The following is a 15,553-nucleotide window of genomic DNA, read 5'->3' on the forward strand; positions in this document are numbered from 1 at the left end:
ACACCATGGAATTCGAAGACATCCTCTACGAAGTACGCAACGGCGTGGCCTGGATCACGATCAACCGGCCCGACAAGATGAACTCCTTCCGTGGGCAGACCTGCGACGAGCTCATCAAGGCGCTGAACCGTGCCGGCTATGACCGCGGCGTCGGTGCCATCGTGCTGGCCGGCGCCGGGGACCGCGCCTTCTGCACGGGCGGCGACCAGTCCGCCCACGACGGCAACTACGACGGCCGCGGCACCATCGGCCTGCCGATGGAGGAGCTGCACGACACGATCCGCAATGTGCCCAAGCCCGTGATCGCGCGCGTGCAGGGCTTCGCCATCGGCGGGGGCAATGTGCTGTGCACCATCTGCGACCTGACCATTGCCTCCGAGAAGGCCGTCTTCGGCCAGGTGGGCCCGAAGATGGGATCGGTCGATCCGGGCTATGGCACCGCTTTCCTGGCACGCGTCGTCGGCGAGAAGAAGGCGCGCGAGATCTGGTACCTGAACCGCCGCTACAGCGGCGCCGAGGCCGTGGCCATGGGCCTGGCCAATGCCGTGGTGCCGCACGACCAGCTCGACGCCGAGGTGCAGAAGTGGGCCGAGGAAATCTGCGAGCGCAGCCCGACGGCACTGGCCATCGCCAAGCGCAGCTTCAACGCCGACACCGCGCACCAGGCCGGCATCGCGGGGCTCGGCATGTACGCGCTCAAGCTCTACTACGACACCGAGGAGTCGCGCGAGGGCGTCCATGCCCTGAGGGAAAAACGCAAGCCCGAATTCCGCAAGTACGCGAAGTAGAGACCCTTCACTCGAACGCCTGCGCGCGGCGAACCCTGGAGACAAGTCATGAACCCGTATCTCGACGAAGACCTGACAGCGCTGGGCGACCACGCCCGCCGCTTCGCCACCGAGCGCATCGCCCCCGGCTTCCTGGAGCGCGACAAGACCCGCGTGCTCGATCGCCCGCTGATGCGCGAAATGGGCGAGATGGGTTTCATCGCGCCCGAGTTGCCCGAGGATCATGGCGGCCAGGGCATGGGCTGCCTGGCCGCCGGCGTGATCCATGAGGAGATCGCGCGCGCCGACCTGAGCATGTCGTACGTCAACCTGCTCGCTTCGCTCAACGGCCAGATCCTCTCGCAGCACGGCAGGCCCGAAGTCGTCCGGCCGTGGCTGCGCAGGCTGACGCGGGGCGAGGCCTTGATCGCCATTGCGCTGACCGAGCCGCGCGGCGGCTCCGACGCGGCCAACCTGCGCCTGCGCATGGAGCGTGTCGGCGACGCGTATGTGATCAATGGCGAGAAGACATCCATCTCCGCGGCCGACCAGGCCGATGCGGCGGTGGTGTTCGGCCGCACCGGCCCGGTCGAATCGGCCGCCCATGGCGTGACCGCGCTGCTGGTGCCGATGGATCTGCCGGGCCTGACCCGCAACCGATTCGATTGCCACGGCCAGCGCGCGATCGGTCGCGGCTCGCTGTTCTTCGAGAACGTGCGCGTGCCCGTGAGCCATCAGCTCGGGGCCGAGAACAAGGGATTCGTGCAGGTGATGCAGGGCTTCGACTTCTCCCGCGCGCTGATCGGGCTGCAGGTCCTGGCGGTGGCGCGCGCCGCCCTCGAGGAAACCTGGGACTACGTGGCGCAGCGCGAAGCCTTCGGCAAGCCCTTGTCGGCGTTTCAGGGCGTGTCGCATCCGCTGGCCGATTTCGATACGCAGGTGACCGCCGCGCGGCTGCTGTGCCTGCAGACGCTGTGGCTGAAGGACAGGGGCGCGCCCCACACCGCCGAAGCCGCGATGTGCAAGTGGTGGGCGCCCAAGCTGGCCTATGACACCATCCACCAGTGCCTGCTGATGTTCGGCCATGGCGGCTACGACCGCGGCGTGATGGAGCAGCGCCTGCGCGATGTGCTCGGCTTCCAGATCGGCGACGGCACCGCGCAGATCATGAAGACCATCGTGGCGCGCACCCGCGCCGGGCGCGACGCCGTGCCGGCCTGAACCTTTCACCCGCAGCGACAGGAAACCAGGAGACAAGACCATGGAATTCGATGCCGTATTGCTGCCGCCGCGCCGCGCCCGGATGGTGGCGCAGGGCTTCTGGCATGACCGCACCATCAACGATGAGCTCGACGCCTGCGTGGCGGCCTTTCCCGACAAGGTCGCGCTGACCGCCTTGAGGGTGGAGGAGGGCGTCACCACCCGCTTCACCTACCGCGAGCTGGCGCGCATGGCCGATCGCATCGCGGTGGGACTGTCGCGCCTGGGCGTGGGCCGCAACGACGTGGTGGCCTGCCAGTTGCCCAACTGGTGGCAATTCACGCTGGTGTACCTGGCCTGCTCCCGCATCGGCGCCGTGATGAACCCGCTGATGCACATCTTCCGCGAGCGCGAGCTGTCCTTCATGCTCAAGCACGGCGAAGCCAGGGTCATGATCGTGCCGCGGAGCTTTCGCGGCTTCGACTTCGAGCGGATGGTGAGCGATCTTCGGCCGGCCCTGCCCGACCTGCGGCAGGTCGTGGTGGTCGGCGGCGCGGGCGCCAACAGTTTCGAAGCGCTGCTCAGCGGCCCGGCCTGGGAGGACGAGCCCGACGCGCGGGACATCCTCACGCGCAGCCGCCCCGGCCCGGATGACGTGACGCAGATGATCTACACCTCGGGCACCACCGGCGAGCCCAAGGGCGTGATGCACTCGGCCAACACCACGATGGCCAACATCATTCCCTATGCGCGGCGCCTGCGCCTGGGCGCCGGCGACGTGGTGCTGATGGCCTCGCCCATGGCGCACCAGACCGGCTTCATGTACGGGCTGATGATGCCGATCATCCTCCAGGCGAGCGCGGTGATGCAGGACATCTGGGAGCCCAGGCAGGCGATCGAACTGATCCGGGCCGAGGGCGTCAGCTTCACGATGGCCTCCACGCCCTTCCTCACGGACCTCGCCCGCACCGTCGCCGAGACGGGCCGCGAGGTGCCGAGCCTGCGCATCTTCCTGTGCGCGGGCGCGCCGATTCCGGGCCCGCTGGTGGAGCAGGCGCGCCAGGTCCTGGGCACCAAGATCGTTTCGGCCTGGGGCATGACCGAGAACGGCGCCGTCACGACGATCCTGCCGGATGACGACGACGCCCGCGCGTTCACGACCGACGGTGTGGCGCTGCCCGGCGTCGAGCTCAAGGTGGTCGGCGATGACGGCCAGGTGTTGCCGGTCGACCGGCCCGGCAGGCTGCTCGTGCGCTCGTGCTCGAACTTCGGCGGCTATCTGCGGCGCCCGCATCTCAACGGCACCGACGCCGACGACTGGTTCGATACGGGTGACCTGGCGCGCATCGATGTCCAGGGCTACATCCGCATCACCGGCCGCAGCAAGGACGTGATCATCCGCGGCGGCGAGAACATCCCGGTGGTCGAGATCGAGTCGCTGCTGTACCGGCACCCGGACATTGCCATGGCCGCGATCGTGGCCTACCCCGACGAGCGCCTGGGCGAGCGGGCCTGCGCTGTGGTGGTGCCCAGGCCGGGGCGCAGCATCGACCTGCCCTCGATCGTGGAGTTCCTGAAGGGGCAGAAGGTGGCGGTCCAGTACATCCCGGAGCGCCTGGTCGTGCGTGACGCGATGCCTTCCACGCCGACCGGAAAGATCCAGAAGTTCAAGCTGCGCGAGATGCTGCGCGAGGGCGCGGCATGAAAGCGGTCTTCATCACGGGCCACGGCGGCAACGAGGTCGTGACCATCGGCGAGCGGCCCATGCCGGTGCGAGGCCCGGGCGAGGTCCTCGTGCGGATCAAATCGGCCACGCTGAACCGGGTCGATCTCTACATGCGCGACAGCGGCGCGGGGATCACGCACCGCTTGCCGCAGATCATGGGGCTCGACGGCGCCGGCCTGGTCGAGGAGGTGGACGCGCATGAGCGCCGGCTCGCGCCGGGCCAGAAGGTGGTCCTGCACCCCGGGATCGCCTGCGGACGCTGCGAGTTCTGCCGGCGCGGCGAAGGCGTGCTCTGCACCGCGATCGAATACCTCGGGGAGCATCGGGACGGCACATTCGCCGAATACGTCAGCGTGCCGGCGTGCAACGTGTTCCCGATGCCGGGCGCCCTGCGCTATGCCGAGGCCGCCGCGCTCGGGGTGAACCACCTCACGGCCTGGCGCATGCTGTTCACCAAGGCGCAGCTCAAGCCCTGGGAGACGGTGCTGATCTTCGGCATCGGCGGCGGGGTGTCGCTCGCCGCGCTCCAGCTGGCCAGGCTCAGCGGCGCCAGGGTCATCGTCACCTCGCGTGTGGAGGCCAAGCTGCAGCGGGCCCTCGGCATGGGCGCGGATCACGCGATCGACGGCACGACGCAGGATGTGGCCAGGCAGGTCATGGCGCTCACAGGCGGGCGCGGCGTCGACGTGGTCATCGAGAACGTCGGCGCCGCGGTGTGGTCCGCCGCGATGAAGTCGCTGGTGCGCGGCGGCCGCCTCGTGACCTGCGGCGCCACCAGCGGCGACCAGCCGCCGGCGGACCTGCGGCGCATCTTCATCCGGCAATTGCAGATCCTGGGCTCGACGCTGGGCGATCTCCACGAGTTCGGCGCCTTGCTCTCGCTGGTCGAGCGCAGCGGCATGCGTCCTGTCATCGACGCCGACTACCCGCTGCAGGAGGCGCATGCGGCCCTCGACCGCCTGGCGTCGGGGGAGCGATTCGGCAAGGTGGCCCTCACCATCGATCCGCCCTGAGCTGAGAGAATTCATCGACCCGCCCAAGCCGGTGATCCGCCGCCCCCGCCCTTCGCGGTTTGCCGACGGATCTTTTTCGGGAGAAGCTTCGTATGGATTCCCAACTCGGCCTGATGAACATCTGGCAGCAAGGCGACTTCGTCACCAAGGGCGTGGCGCTGCTGCTGATCGGCATGTCGCTCGCGTCTTGGATCGTGATCCTGATCAAGGCGCTCGACATCATCAAGTACAAGCGCTTCGCGAAGCATTCGCAGGACTTCTGGCACAGCGAGGACTTCGCCACCGCGCTCGACCAGCTCGGCAAGGACGAGAGCAACCCGTTTCGCGCGCTGGCGCTGGAAGGCCGCGAGGCGGCCGCCCACCATCGCAACACCAAGGCGCGCCTGCACGACGTGCTCGACGTGAGCGACTGGATCTCCCGTGCGCTGCGCAACGGCATCGACGAGTTCACGGCGCGCCTGCAGATCGGCCTGGCCGTGCTGGCCTCGGTCGGCTCGACCGCGCCGTTCATCGGCCTGTTCGGCACGGTCTGGGGCATCTATCACGCCCTGATGAGCATCAGCACCGCCGGCCAGGCGACCATCGACAAGGTCGCCGGCCCCATCGGCGAGTCCTTGATCATGACGGCGCTGGGCCTGGCGGTCGCGATTCCCGCCGTGCTGGGCTACAACGCGCTCGTACGCGGCAACAAGTTCGTCCTGACCAAGCTCAACAGCTTCGCGCACGACCTGCATGCCTACTTCGTGACCGGCGCGCGTGTCCAGGTCGGCGGGGACGCCAATGTGGTCCCGTTCAGGAAAGGCTGAGCAGCGGTGGTCTGCTGCGGCCGGGCAGCCTGTTCATGGTGCCGGGGCCTCTGAGAAGGATCCGGAGCCCGGAGACGCGAATCGCGAAACGATCCCGGGCCTCCTCGACGCGAGTTGACCGAGCGCAAGGCGGGCGTGGGCGAGATCCCGGAGGATGTGCAATTCATCGAATCCCACGCGCCGCACGGAGGCGGTCCTATGCGCAAATGGAGTCCTTCCCGACTGGGGATCGCGGTCGTCGTGCTGGTCGCTCTGGGCGCGCTGCTCGTGGGGTGGCGCAATCGGCCCGAACTGATGTCGCGGCTGGCGCTGCTCGGCAACGGCCACCGCGTCGAAGTGATCACGCTCTCGGGGAACATCGAGGCCCACGAGAGCCAGCTCAGCTTCAAGGGTGTCCAGTCGCGGGTGGTCGAGTTGCCCTTCGATGAGGGCCAGTGGGTCAGGCAAGGCACCACCGTTGCCGTCGTCGACAACCAGGATCTGAAGCAGCAGGTGTCGATCTCCGATGCGGCACTGGCCGTGCAGCAGCGTCAACTGGACGCCGCCGGCAAGAGCCTGGAGGCCGCGCGCCGGGTGGCGGAGGCCGATCGCGCCGATGTGGCCCAGCGCACCCGGGACCTGAAACGCGCGCAAGACCTGCAGGCGCAGGGATTCGTGTCCGTGGCCGCGCTCGACACCGCCAGGACCGCGCTGACGCAGTCCAACGCCATCCTGGCGCGGGACTTGGCCCTCGAAGCGGTCGCCGAGGGCAACATCAAGGTGGTGCAGGCCAGCTCGCTCGGCGCCGAGCAGTCGGCCCGGCTCAGCCGCATCGTCGAGGGCTATTCCACGCTGCGCGCGCCCTTCGACGGCGTGATACTGGCTCGCCAGGCCGAACTGGGCGAAGTGGTGGCGCCGGGAACGCCCATCGTCACGATCGCCGACCTGGACCATGTCTGGCTGCGCGCCTACCTGAACGAAGCGGACATGGGCCGGGTGAGCCTGGGGCAAGCCGTGACGGTGACGACGGACACGTACCCGGACAAGCCGGTCGCGGGCCGCATCTCCTTCATTGCGCCGCAGGCCGAATACACGCCCAAGAGCCTGGAGACGCACGCCGAGCGCGTCACCCTGGTCTATCGCGTCAAGATCGACATCGACAACCGGGATCACTTCTTCGTTCCGGGCATGCCCGCCGACGCGAAGGTGATTCCGCATGCGGCGAGCCAGCCATGAACGGCGTCGCGGCGGGCGCGGTCGAGGTCAGCGGCCTGAGCAAGCGGTTCGGACAGGTCCTGGCGGTCGACGGACTGAGCTTCTCGGTCCGGCCCGGCGAGATATTCGGCCTGGTCGGGCCGGATGGCGCCGGCAAGAGCACGGCGATGCGCCTGCTGGCCAGCGTGATGCGGCCGGACGCCGGCCAGATCCGCATCGACGGCGTCGACGTGGTGGCCCATCCGAACCGGGCCAAGCACCACGTGAGCTACATGCCGCAGCGCTTCGGGCTCTACGAGGACCTGACGGTCGACGAGAACATCCGCTTCTACGCCGACCTGTTCGAGATCCCCTCGGCGGTCTGGCGTGAACGGGCGAAGCGGCTGTTGGCGATCTCGGCCATGTCGCCCTTCGGCAAGCGCCTGGCCGGCAAGCTGTCCGGCGGCATGAAGCAGAAGCTGGGCTTGACCTGCGCCCTGGTCCACGCGCCGCGCGTGCTGCTGCTCGATGAACCGACCACTGGCGTCGACCCCGTCTCGCGGCGCGAGTTCTGGCAGATCCTCTATTCGCTGCGCGCCGAAGGCGTGGCGATGGTGATCTCGACAGCCTACCTGGACGAGGCCGAACGCTGCGATCGCCTGGCCTTGCTGCACGAGGGGCGCATGAAGTACTGCGACACGCCGCGGCGGCTCAAGCAGGGCATGCCGGGCGCGATCGTGCGCATCACCTCGGCGCGGCCCCGCCCCTTGCTCGAATGCGTGCGCGCGCTCGACGGCGTCCAGGATTCGATGCTGGTGGGCGACGGCGTGCATGTCCATGTCGACGATGCCGCGCGCCGCATGCCGGAACTGGCGCGGGCCGTCGCGGCGGCCGGCATTCCGACCAGCGAGATGAAGCAGGTCGACCCCAGCATCGAGGATCTCTTCGTTGCGCTTCTCGAACACGGGGAGGCCGCGTAGTGGAGGCGCCCGTCGCGCCGTCCATCGTGGTGGACCAGCTGTGCAAGCGCTTCGGCTCGTTCAGCGCGCTGGACAACGTGAGCTTCGATGTGGCGCCCGGCGAGATCATGGGCTTCCTGGGGCCGAACGGCGCGGGCAAGTCGACGCTGATCCGTGTGCTGTGCGGGCTGCTGCGCCCGAGCAGCGGGCGCGCGACCGTGGCGGGGATCGACATCACGCAGGACCCGGAGGCCGTGCGCAGGCGCATCGGCTACATGTCGCAGAAGTTCTCGCTCTACGGCGATCTGAGCGTGGTGGAGAACCTGCGCTTCTTCGGCGGCATCTACGGCGTCGCGGCGCCGCTGCTGGATGAGCGCATCCGCTTCGCCGTCGAGATGGCCGGCCTGCGCGGACGCGAACCGGCGCTGGTGGCGACGCTGGCCGGCGGCTGGAAGCAGCGGCTGGCGCTGGGCTGCGCGATCCTGCATCGGCCCGCGGTGCTGTTCCTCGACGAGCCGACTTCGGGCGTCGACCCGGCGTCGCGCCGCCGGTTCTGGAAGCTGATCCACGAGCTGAGCGACGAAGGCGTGAGCGTGCTGGTGTCGACGCATTACATGGACGAGGCGGAATACTGCATGCGCATCGCGCTGATCGCGGCGGGCCGGCTGATCGCGCTGGGCACGCCGCATGAGCTGAAGCAACAGTCCATCGGCGGCGAACTGCTCGAACTCGAGTGCGACGACGTCGGCGCGGCGCTCCCCATGGCCAATGGTGTTCCCGGGGTCAGGGACGCGGCGGTCTTCGGCAACACCCTGCATCTGCTGGTGGACCGGGTCGATCCGACGGCCGCCGCGGTCCGCGCGCGCCTCGCGGAGCAAGGAATGCCGGGCGCTCGCATCCGCGCGATCGCGCCGTCGATGGAAGACATGTTCGTTCACCTGGTGCGTGCGAGCAGCGCCCGGGCCGCCGAGGCCACGCCATGAGAATCCGGCGCATCGTCGCGATCGCGCGCAAGGAGGCGCTGCAGGTCGTGCGCGATCCGCGCAGCCTGATGATCGCGCTGTTGCTGCCGCTGATGCAGATGTTCATGCTCGGCTACGGCGTCAACCTCGATGTCAAGCACATTCCCCTGTGCGTCGTCGACCAGGAAGGCAACCAGCAATCGCGCGACCTGCTCGACCGCTTTGCCGCGTCGCGCTATTTCTCGCTGCGCACGGTCGCCACCACGCTCGAACAGGTGAAGCGCCGGATCGATGCCGGCGAATGCCAGCTCGCGGTGGTCGTGCCGGCGGGCTTCTCGCGGCATCTGGTGGACCAGGGCGCGGCGACGGTGCAGGTGCTGGTCGACGGCACGGACTCGAACACCGCGACGATCGCGGCGGGATACGCCGGCGCGGTGGTCGCCGGTTTCTCGAGCCAGGTCCAGCTCGATGCCATTCAACGACGTGGCGGGCAGATCCAGACGCAGACCCCCGTGAGCGTGCAGGCACGGGTCTGGTTCAACGAGGACCTGGAGAGCAGCTACTTCATCATCCCCGGCGTGGTTGCGATGGTGATGGCGATCGTCGGCGCCCAGCTGACCTCGCTGACGATCGCGCGCGAATGGGAGCGCGGCACCATGGAGTTGCTGGTGTCGACGCCGGTCACGCCGATGGAACTGATGCTGGGCAAGCTGGGCCCGTACTTCGTGATCGGCATGATCGATGCCGCCATCTGCCTGGGCCTTGCCGTGGGATGGTTCGAGGTGCCGTTTCGCGGCACGCTGCTGCTCCTGATGGCCACGACGAGCCTGTTCCTGATGGTGGTGCTCTGCATCGGGTACTACGTCTCGGTGTCGATCCGCAGCCAGGTCGGCGCCAGCCAGCTCGCATTGATCCTGACCATGCTGCCGACCACCTTGCTGTCCGGGTTCTCGTTCCCGATCGACCAGATGCCTCGCTTCGTCCAGGGCGTGACCTACCTGGTCAGCGCGCGCTACTACGTGACCATCCTCAAGAGCGTGTTCCTGAAGGGCTCGACGGCCGCGGAGCTGGCGATTCCGATCGCCAGCCTGGCGCTCTACGCCGCGGTGCTGATCACGCTGGCCGCGCGATCGTTTCGCAAGACGCTGGACTGAGCCATGTTCGCGCGCATCGCCCGGCTGCTGGTCAAGGAATTCCTGCAGCTCAGGCGCGACCGCTCGGCGCGCTTTCGGCTGCTGATTCCGCCGATCATCCAGATGCTGCTGTTCGGCTATGCCGCCACCTTCGAGGTGTTCAACGTCTCGACCGCGATGCTGGACCAGGACCACACGCCGGAGAGCCGGGCCCTCGTCGCGGCTTTCGTTCACAGCAGCCGCTTTCGGGTGACCCTCGCCGCGCCCACCCACCAGAAGGTCGAGGATGCGGTGGCCAGCAGCGACGCGCAGGTGGGCATCGTGGTGCCGGCGGGCTTTTCGGAGTTGCTGCGCAAGGGGCGGAGCTCGCCGATCCAGGTGCTCGTGGACGGCACCAACTCGAACACGGCGCTCATCGCGCTGGGTTACGTCGGCGAGATCGCCGGATCGTTCGGACAGGCCAGCGCGCTCGACCTGGCGCAGCGCACCGGTCGCGCGCTCGGGCAGCCGCTCGTTCGCGTGGATGTCGCGCGGCGCTATTGGTACAACCCGAACCTCAACAGCCGGTGGTTCTTCGTGCCCGGTGTCATCGGCACGCTGGTGCTGGTGACGATCGTGAACCTCACGGCCTTCGCCATCGTGCGCGAACGCGAGATCGGCACCCTGGAACAACTGCTGGTGACGCCGATCCGGCCCTTCGAGTTCATCCTCGGCAAGACCGTGCCCTTCTTCGTCATCGGCCTGATCGAGGTGGCGATCGTCGCGGCGGTCGGTCTCCTGTGGTTCAAGGTGCCCTTCGCGGGGAACCCGCTCGTGCTGGTGGCGGGGACCTGCCTCTTCCTCCTCAGCGCGCTGGCGATCGGGTTGCTGATCTCGACGATCTGCACCACCCAGCAGCAGGCATTCGCATCGAACTTCTTCGTGCTGAATCCGATGTTCATCCTGTCCGGATTCAGTTTTCCGATCGCCAGCATGCCCCCATTCCTCCAATGGCTCACGCTCGTGGATCCGCTGCGCTACTACCTGATCATCATCCGCGGCACCTTCCTGAAAGGGGTGGGTGTCGAGGTGCTCTGGCCCCCCATGCTGGCCCTGGCCGCGATCGGGCTCGGCTTGCTGACGGTGGCGACCATCCGCTTTCGCAAGGCGCTGGATTGACCGCGGCGGTGCGGGGGAGCGCCGCGAAAGGCCCTCCGCGGTGCCTTGGCTATCATCTGCGCATGACCCCTCGGCACCTCGTGAGATGAACGGCCCTGGCGCGCGAGGCGCTGCGGAGCGCCTCGCGAATGCGCTGCGCCGGGGCCGCGACCGGGTGAGACGCCTGGTCGAACAGGGCTCGGACGCGATCCTCGCCACCCTGCGCCGTGTGAGCGCCTCTTCGCCCGCGCATCCGGCGGATCGGCGACTCGCGTCCATGTTCGCCGAAGCCGCGACCGGCATCGCCGTGGCCACGATCGACGGCCGCTTCGTCGATGCCAACGCGGCCTACTGCCGGATGGTCGGCTACACGCGCGAGGAGTTGCGCGCAATCGACGTCCGAACCCTCACCCATGCGGAGGATCGCGCCGAGAGCGAGCGGCTCGTGCGCGAGGCCATGACCCGCGATCCGTCGAGCTTCAACTGGGAGCTGCGCTGCGTCCGCAAGGACGGGGCGGTCGTGGACGTGCGCGCGAGCATGTCCATCGTCCGCGGCAAGGACGACGCGCCGCCTCAGGTCGTCGGCATCTTCGAGGATCTCTCCGAGCGCAAGGCAGTGGCGGCGCAATTGCGGCACAGCCAGTCCCTGCTCGAGATCGCCGGGCGCATGGCCCGCGTGGGCGGCTGGTCCATCGACCTGCCCGAGCGGCGGCTCGTGTGGTCCGACGTCGTGGCGGCGATCCACGACGCGCCGCCGGGCTACACGCCCTCGCTGAACGAAGGCATCGATCTCTTCCTGCCCCAGTATCGCGACGCCATTCGCTCGGCCGTCGAGCGCTGCATGGTCGATGGCACGCCCTACGACATGGAAGTCGAGAAGTTCTCGGTGCTCGGGCGCCGCTTCTGGACGCGAACGATGGGAGAGGCCGAGCGCGACGCGCAGGGCCGCATCGTGCGCCTGCAGGGCGCCTTCCAGGAGATCTCGCAACGCAAGATCGCCGAGGAGGCGATGCGGGAAAGCGAGGAGCGCTTCTCCGGGGCCTTCGAGCATGCGCCCATCGGCGTGGCCCTGGTGTCGCCCGAGGGCCGCTTCCTCAAGGTCAACCGGGCGCTCTGCCGCCTGGTGGGCCACTCCGAAGCCGCGCTCCTCGCGCGCGACTTCCAGGCCATCACGCATCCGGAGGATCTCGAAGCCGATCTGGAGAACGTGCGCAAGATGCTCGCCGCGGAGATCGCCACCTATCAGATGGAGAAGCGCTTCATCCACGAGCGAGGTCACTTCGTCAGCGTGAGTTTGAACGTTTCGCTGGTGCGCGACGCCCAGGATCGGCCGCGCTACTTCATCTCCCAGTTCCAGGACATCACCGCGCGCAAGCAGTCGGAGCAGATGATCGCGAAGGCTCTGCATCGCCTGAACGAGGCGCAGCGCATCGGCCAGATCGGGGACTGGGAGTGGGACGCGGCGACGGGGCTGACCACGGGCTCGCCGCAGGTGTTCGCGATCGTGGGGAAGGATCCGCTGGCGGCGCAGCCGCCCGGCGATGCGCAGAACGCCGCGATCTTCGAAGCGGCAGGCGGTGCGCTGATCCAGGACATCGTCGCGCGCACGCTCGAATCGGGGGAAGCGCAGGACTATGAGCTGGTGGTGCGGCGGCCGGACGGCGAACGCGTTCACGTGCATGCGGTGGCGGTTCCCAGGAAGGACGAGAGCGGCAGATGGCTCGGCCTGCACGGGACCCTGCAGGACATCACCGAGCGCCGGCGCGACCAGGACGCGCTGCGGGCGATCAATGCGCAGCTCGAAGGCCGGGTGCTTGCGCGCACCGCCGAACTCAATCTCGCGCGCGACGAGGCCGAACAGGCGAGCCGGGCGAAGTCGGCCTTCCTCGCCGTGATGAGCCACGAGATCCGCACCCCGATGAACGGCGTGCTCGGCATGCTCGACGTGCTGCAGCAGACAACGCTGACGGGTGAACAGGCGGAGATGATGGACCTGATCCGCGATTCGGCGCTCTCGCTGCTCGGGATCATCGCGGACATCCTCGATTTCTCGAAGATCGAGGCCGGCAAGCTCGAGATTGCCCATGAGCTGATGGATCTGGACCGGGTGGTCGAGCAGGTGTGCGGCATGCTGGACCACCTCGCCGTCAAGCAGGGGGTGTGCATGACGGTGTTCGTCGATCCGGAGATCCCGGGCACGGTGTTCGGCGACGAGGGCCGCCTGCGCCAGGTACTCGTCAACCTGTGCGGCAACGCGCTCAAGTTTTCCGCCGGCCGCTCGCAGCCGGGGCGGGTCTCGACGCGGGTGCTGCTGGTGGAGCGCGACGCGCAGGCCGTGACGGTCGATCTGGTCGTTGCCGACAATGGCATCGGCATGGATTCGGCGACGCTCGCGCAGCTGTTCACGCCTTTCTTGCAGGCCGATGCCTCGACCACGCGGCGCTTCGGCGGCACGGGCCTCGGCCTGGCGATCTCCGACACGCTGGTGCGCCTGATGGGCGGCCGGATCTCCGTGCGCAGCGCGCCCGACGAGGGCTCGACCTTCACGGTGCGCCTTCGCCTGGCGACGGACCCGGCAGCCCCCGCAGGCGACGATGAAGGGCCCCCGCTCATCCACGCCCTGCGCTGCCGCATCGTGGGTCGCGAGTGGCCCCTGGCGGACGATTTCGCCACCTGGCTGGCGCACGCGGGGGCGATCGTCGAGCGCTCGCCGGATGTCGCCGCCGCCGCCGCCGCCGCCGCGCACGCGCCGGGCTTGTCGCTGTGGCTGATCCTGCCCGGCCAGGCGGTGCCGGAACCCGCCACATTGCGGGCGATGGCGCCTCAGGGGCCCGATGCCCGGGTCTGCTTCGTCGTGTTCGGGCAGGGACGGCGGCGCCGCCCCCGCCTGGAGGCGCCGGATCTGGTCACCATCGACGTGAACGCACTGTCGCGCCGCACGCTGTCGAAGACGCTGGGGCTGGCCTCGGGCCGCATGCGGCCGGATGCGTCGCACGAGCTGCGGCGTGCTCCGGCGCCCGATGCGCGCCTGCCGCCGCGGCGCCCCGAGGCGCCACGCGGCGGCCCATCGATCCTGGTGGCCGAAGACAACGAGACCAACCGCGCGGTCATCCGGCGGCAGCTCCAGCTGGCGGGCTATGCGGCGGTGCTCTGCGTCAACGGCCGCGAAGCGCTCGAATCCTGGCGCCGCGGTGACTTCGCCCTGGTGCTGACCGACCTCCACATGCCCGAGATGGACGGCTACGCGCTCGCCAGCACGATTCGCGCCGAAGAGGGCCCGAGCGGGCGGCGCACGCCGATCATCGCCTTGACCGCCAACGCGCTGCGCGACGAAGAACTGCGCTGTCTGGCCGTCGGCATGGACGCCTACCTCACCAAGCCCGTGCGGCTGCCGCAGCTCAAGGCCGCGATCGAAACCTGGATGAAGCCGCGCGCCGGCAGTCTCGTCGCCCCGCCCTAGGCGCGGTGCGCGATCACGGCGATCAATGCGGCCTCGACCCGCACCATGCATGTCGAGATGCCTTCCCAGGCCCCGATTCGACAGGCGTTCTCGAGTTCGGCGCACAACTCGCCCAGCAGCGTCGCGCCGACCGTGCGCGACGACGACTTGAGCTGGTGCGCGATGGCATCGATCTGGCGGACATCGCCCGCGGCCCCGGCGATGCGCAATTCCTCCGCGAGTCGGCGGGCCGAGTCCTGGTATTGCGCCAGCAGTTCGCGCAGCACCGGAGGGTCGTCTCCCACGAGTTCCTGGAGCACCGACACGTCGATGGCGGGCGCTGTCTGCGCGGGGGCGGGGGCGCCTGGCGCTCCGGCGGGGTCGATGGAGTTCACGGCTCTGAAGGCCCCCCGGTGTCTGTCGTCTCGTCGGCCTCGAAGGCCATGCGCACCAGGTCGGAGATATTCGCCGCCCCCATCTTGCCCATCACGCGGCCGCGATGGATCTCGATGGTCCGGAAGCTGCCGCCCAGTTCGTTCGCGATGGCCTTGCTGGTCATGCCGACGACCATGCGGTCGTAGACCTCGCGCTCGCGCGTGGTCAGCGTGCCCAGGCGCCGCGCCAGTTCGGGCCGGGCCTGCTCGCGCCGCGCCGCCAGCGCCGCGGCCTGCGCGGCCCGGCATATGCGTGCCACCAGGTCGTCCTTGTCGAAGGGCTTCTCGACGAAATCGAAGGCGCCATTGCGCATCGCGGCCACCGCCGTCGGGATGTCGGAATTGCCCGTCAGGAAAACCACGGGCAGCCCGACGCCGCGTTCGCGCAGCAAGGCCTGCAATTCGAGGCCCGACATGTCGGGCATCCTGACGTCCAGCAGGAGCACGGCCGGCGTGTTCAGGTCGCCGGCGGCGAGCAGCTCCCGCCCCGAGGCGAAGGTCGTGACCGGCATGTGGGCGTCGACGAACACACGCTCTATCAGCGCGCGCATGAAGCTGTCGTCATCGACGACGAGCACCCTTGGGATCGTATTCATCTGGATATTCTGGAAGAAGGCGCCTCGCCGAGGTGTCGGCGACCAGGCCGCACTGACCGAAGGCATTTGGCCGACCAGCGGGCACGGGGGGCCCCGAGCCTGCGGAGGCAAAGCTTCTTGCGCATCAGGAACTTTCTATCTTAGCGAAGCGGGGAGAGCGGCCCCGCCGCCGCCAAGTAGGGCTTTCGTGACGAGGTTCCGCGGAGTA

The 15,553-nt window shown here is 68.6% G+C and carries 13 protein-coding genes; 11 read left to right on the top strand and 2 right to left on the bottom strand.

All coding sequences use genetic code 11. From position 1 onward, the window contains the following. Positions 1–5: 5 nt before the first annotated feature. From badI to AC1DNF_RS17830, 11 genes are all read left to right on the top strand, one after another. Positions 6–788: a 2-ketocyclohexanecarboxyl-CoA hydrolase gene (badI, locus tag AC1DNF_RS17780; RefSeq protein WP_478149929.1), complete on the top strand. Its 783-nt coding sequence runs from the start codon at positions 6–8 to the stop codon at positions 786–788. A 48-nt stretch (positions 789–836) separates the two neighbouring features. Next, positions 837–1,988 carry a cyclohexanecarboxyl-CoA dehydrogenase gene (gene aliB / locus AC1DNF_RS17785; RefSeq protein WP_478149930.1) on the top strand — a complete coding sequence of 384 codons (1,152 nt, stop codon included), beginning with the start codon at positions 837–839 and terminating at the stop codon, positions 1,986–1,988. A 40-nt stretch (positions 1,989–2,028) separates the two neighbouring features. Continuing rightward, positions 2,029–3,672, top strand: coding sequence for a cyclohexanecarboxylate-CoA ligase (gene aliA, locus AC1DNF_RS17790; protein ID WP_478149931.1), 1,644 nt, complete (start codon positions 2,029–2,031; stop codon positions 3,670–3,672). Then, positions 3,669–4,706: a zinc-binding dehydrogenase gene (locus tag AC1DNF_RS17795; RefSeq protein ID WP_478149932.1), complete on the top strand. Its 1,038-nt coding sequence runs from the start codon at positions 3,669–3,671 to the stop codon at positions 4,704–4,706. Before aliA ends, AC1DNF_RS17795 begins: the two co-directional genes overlap by 4 nt. A gap of 92 nt (positions 4,707–4,798) precedes the next feature. Then, on the top strand, positions 4,799–5,512 hold the full coding sequence (locus AC1DNF_RS17800) for a MotA/TolQ/ExbB proton channel family protein (RefSeq protein WP_478149933.1): 714 nt from the start codon (positions 4,799–4,801) through the stop codon (positions 5,510–5,512). Positions 5,513–5,710: 198 nt separating this feature from the next. Further along, positions 5,711–6,727: an HlyD family secretion protein gene (locus tag AC1DNF_RS17805; RefSeq protein WP_478149934.1), complete on the top strand. Its 1,017-nt coding sequence runs from the start codon at positions 5,711–5,713 to the stop codon at positions 6,725–6,727. Continuing rightward, the gene (locus AC1DNF_RS17810) at positions 6,724–7,665 is read left to right on the top strand and encodes an ABC transporter ATP-binding protein (protein ID WP_478149935.1); all 942 of its coding nucleotides are present in this window, start codon (positions 6,724–6,726) and stop codon (positions 7,663–7,665) included. The genes AC1DNF_RS17805 and AC1DNF_RS17810 overlap by 4 nt, the downstream gene beginning before the upstream one ends. After that, positions 7,665–8,627: an ABC transporter ATP-binding protein gene (locus AC1DNF_RS17815; protein ID WP_478149936.1), complete on the top strand. Its 963-nt coding sequence runs from the start codon at positions 7,665–7,667 to the stop codon at positions 8,625–8,627. The genes AC1DNF_RS17810 and AC1DNF_RS17815 overlap by 1 nt, the downstream gene beginning before the upstream one ends. Next, positions 8,624–9,760 (top strand): ABC transporter permease, encoded by a 1,137-nt coding sequence (locus AC1DNF_RS17820; RefSeq protein ID WP_478149937.1) that lies wholly within the window; start codon positions 8,624–8,626, stop codon positions 9,758–9,760. Before AC1DNF_RS17815 ends, AC1DNF_RS17820 begins: the two co-directional genes overlap by 4 nt. 3 nt (positions 9,761–9,763) lie before the next feature. Beyond that, a complete protein-coding gene (locus AC1DNF_RS17825) occupies positions 9,764–10,897 on the top strand; it encodes an ABC transporter permease (protein ID WP_478149938.1) in 1,134 nt (377 codons plus the stop codon). 85 nt (positions 10,898–10,982) lie between these two features. After that, the gene (locus AC1DNF_RS17830) at positions 10,983–14,336 is read left to right on the top strand and encodes a PAS domain S-box protein (protein ID WP_478149939.1); all 3,354 of its coding nucleotides are present in this window, start codon (positions 10,983–10,985) and stop codon (positions 14,334–14,336) included. Here AC1DNF_RS17830 and AC1DNF_RS17835 read toward each other — a convergent pair. After that, positions 14,333–14,710: an Hpt domain-containing protein gene (locus AC1DNF_RS17835; RefSeq protein ID WP_478149940.1), complete on the bottom strand. Its 378-nt coding sequence runs from the start codon at positions 14,708–14,710 to the stop codon at positions 14,333–14,335. The two genes, AC1DNF_RS17830 and AC1DNF_RS17835, sit on opposite strands and share 4 nt — an antisense overlap. Beyond that, the gene (locus tag AC1DNF_RS17840) at positions 14,707–15,345 is read right to left on the bottom strand and encodes a response regulator transcription factor (RefSeq protein ID WP_478149941.1); all 639 of its coding nucleotides are present in this window, start codon (positions 15,343–15,345) and stop codon (positions 14,707–14,709) included. The genes AC1DNF_RS17835 and AC1DNF_RS17840 overlap by 4 nt, the downstream gene beginning before the upstream one ends. Positions 15,346–15,553: the final 208 nt, after the last annotated feature.

The organism is Variovorax sp. 01T432 (assembly GCF_056398605.1).

Bases quoted from the DNA above. Each gene is read 5' to 3' on its own strand.
- badI (WP_478149929.1), top strand. From the start codon at position 6: ATGGAATTCGAAGACATCCTCTACGAAGTACGCAACGGCGTGGCCTGG.
- aliB (WP_478149930.1), top strand. From the start codon at position 837: ATGAACCCGTATCTCGACGAAGACCTGACAGCGCTGGGCGACCACGCC.
- aliA (WP_478149931.1), top strand. From the start codon at position 2,029: ATGGAATTCGATGCCGTATTGCTGCCGCCGCGCCGCGCCCGGATGGTG.
- AC1DNF_RS17795 (WP_478149932.1), top strand. From the start codon at position 3,669: ATGAAAGCGGTCTTCATCACGGGCCACGGCGGCAACGAGGTCGTGACC.
- AC1DNF_RS17800 (WP_478149933.1), top strand. From the start codon at position 4,799: ATGGATTCCCAACTCGGCCTGATGAACATCTGGCAGCAAGGCGACTTC.
- AC1DNF_RS17805 (WP_478149934.1), top strand. From the start codon at position 5,711: ATGCGCAAATGGAGTCCTTCCCGACTGGGGATCGCGGTCGTCGTGCTG.
- AC1DNF_RS17810 (WP_478149935.1), top strand. From the start codon at position 6,724: ATGAACGGCGTCGCGGCGGGCGCGGTCGAGGTCAGCGGCCTGAGCAAG.
- AC1DNF_RS17820 (WP_478149937.1), top strand. From the start codon at position 8,624: ATGAGAATCCGGCGCATCGTCGCGATCGCGCGCAAGGAGGCGCTGCAG.
- AC1DNF_RS17825 (WP_478149938.1), top strand. From the start codon at position 9,764: ATGTTCGCGCGCATCGCCCGGCTGCTGGTCAAGGAATTCCTGCAGCTC.
- AC1DNF_RS17830 (WP_478149939.1), top strand. From the start codon at position 10,983: ATGAACGGCCCTGGCGCGCGAGGCGCTGCGGAGCGCCTCGCGAATGCG.
- AC1DNF_RS17840 (WP_478149941.1), bottom strand. From the start codon at position 15,345: ATGAATACGATCCCAAGGGTGCTCGTCGTCGATGACGACAGCTTCATG.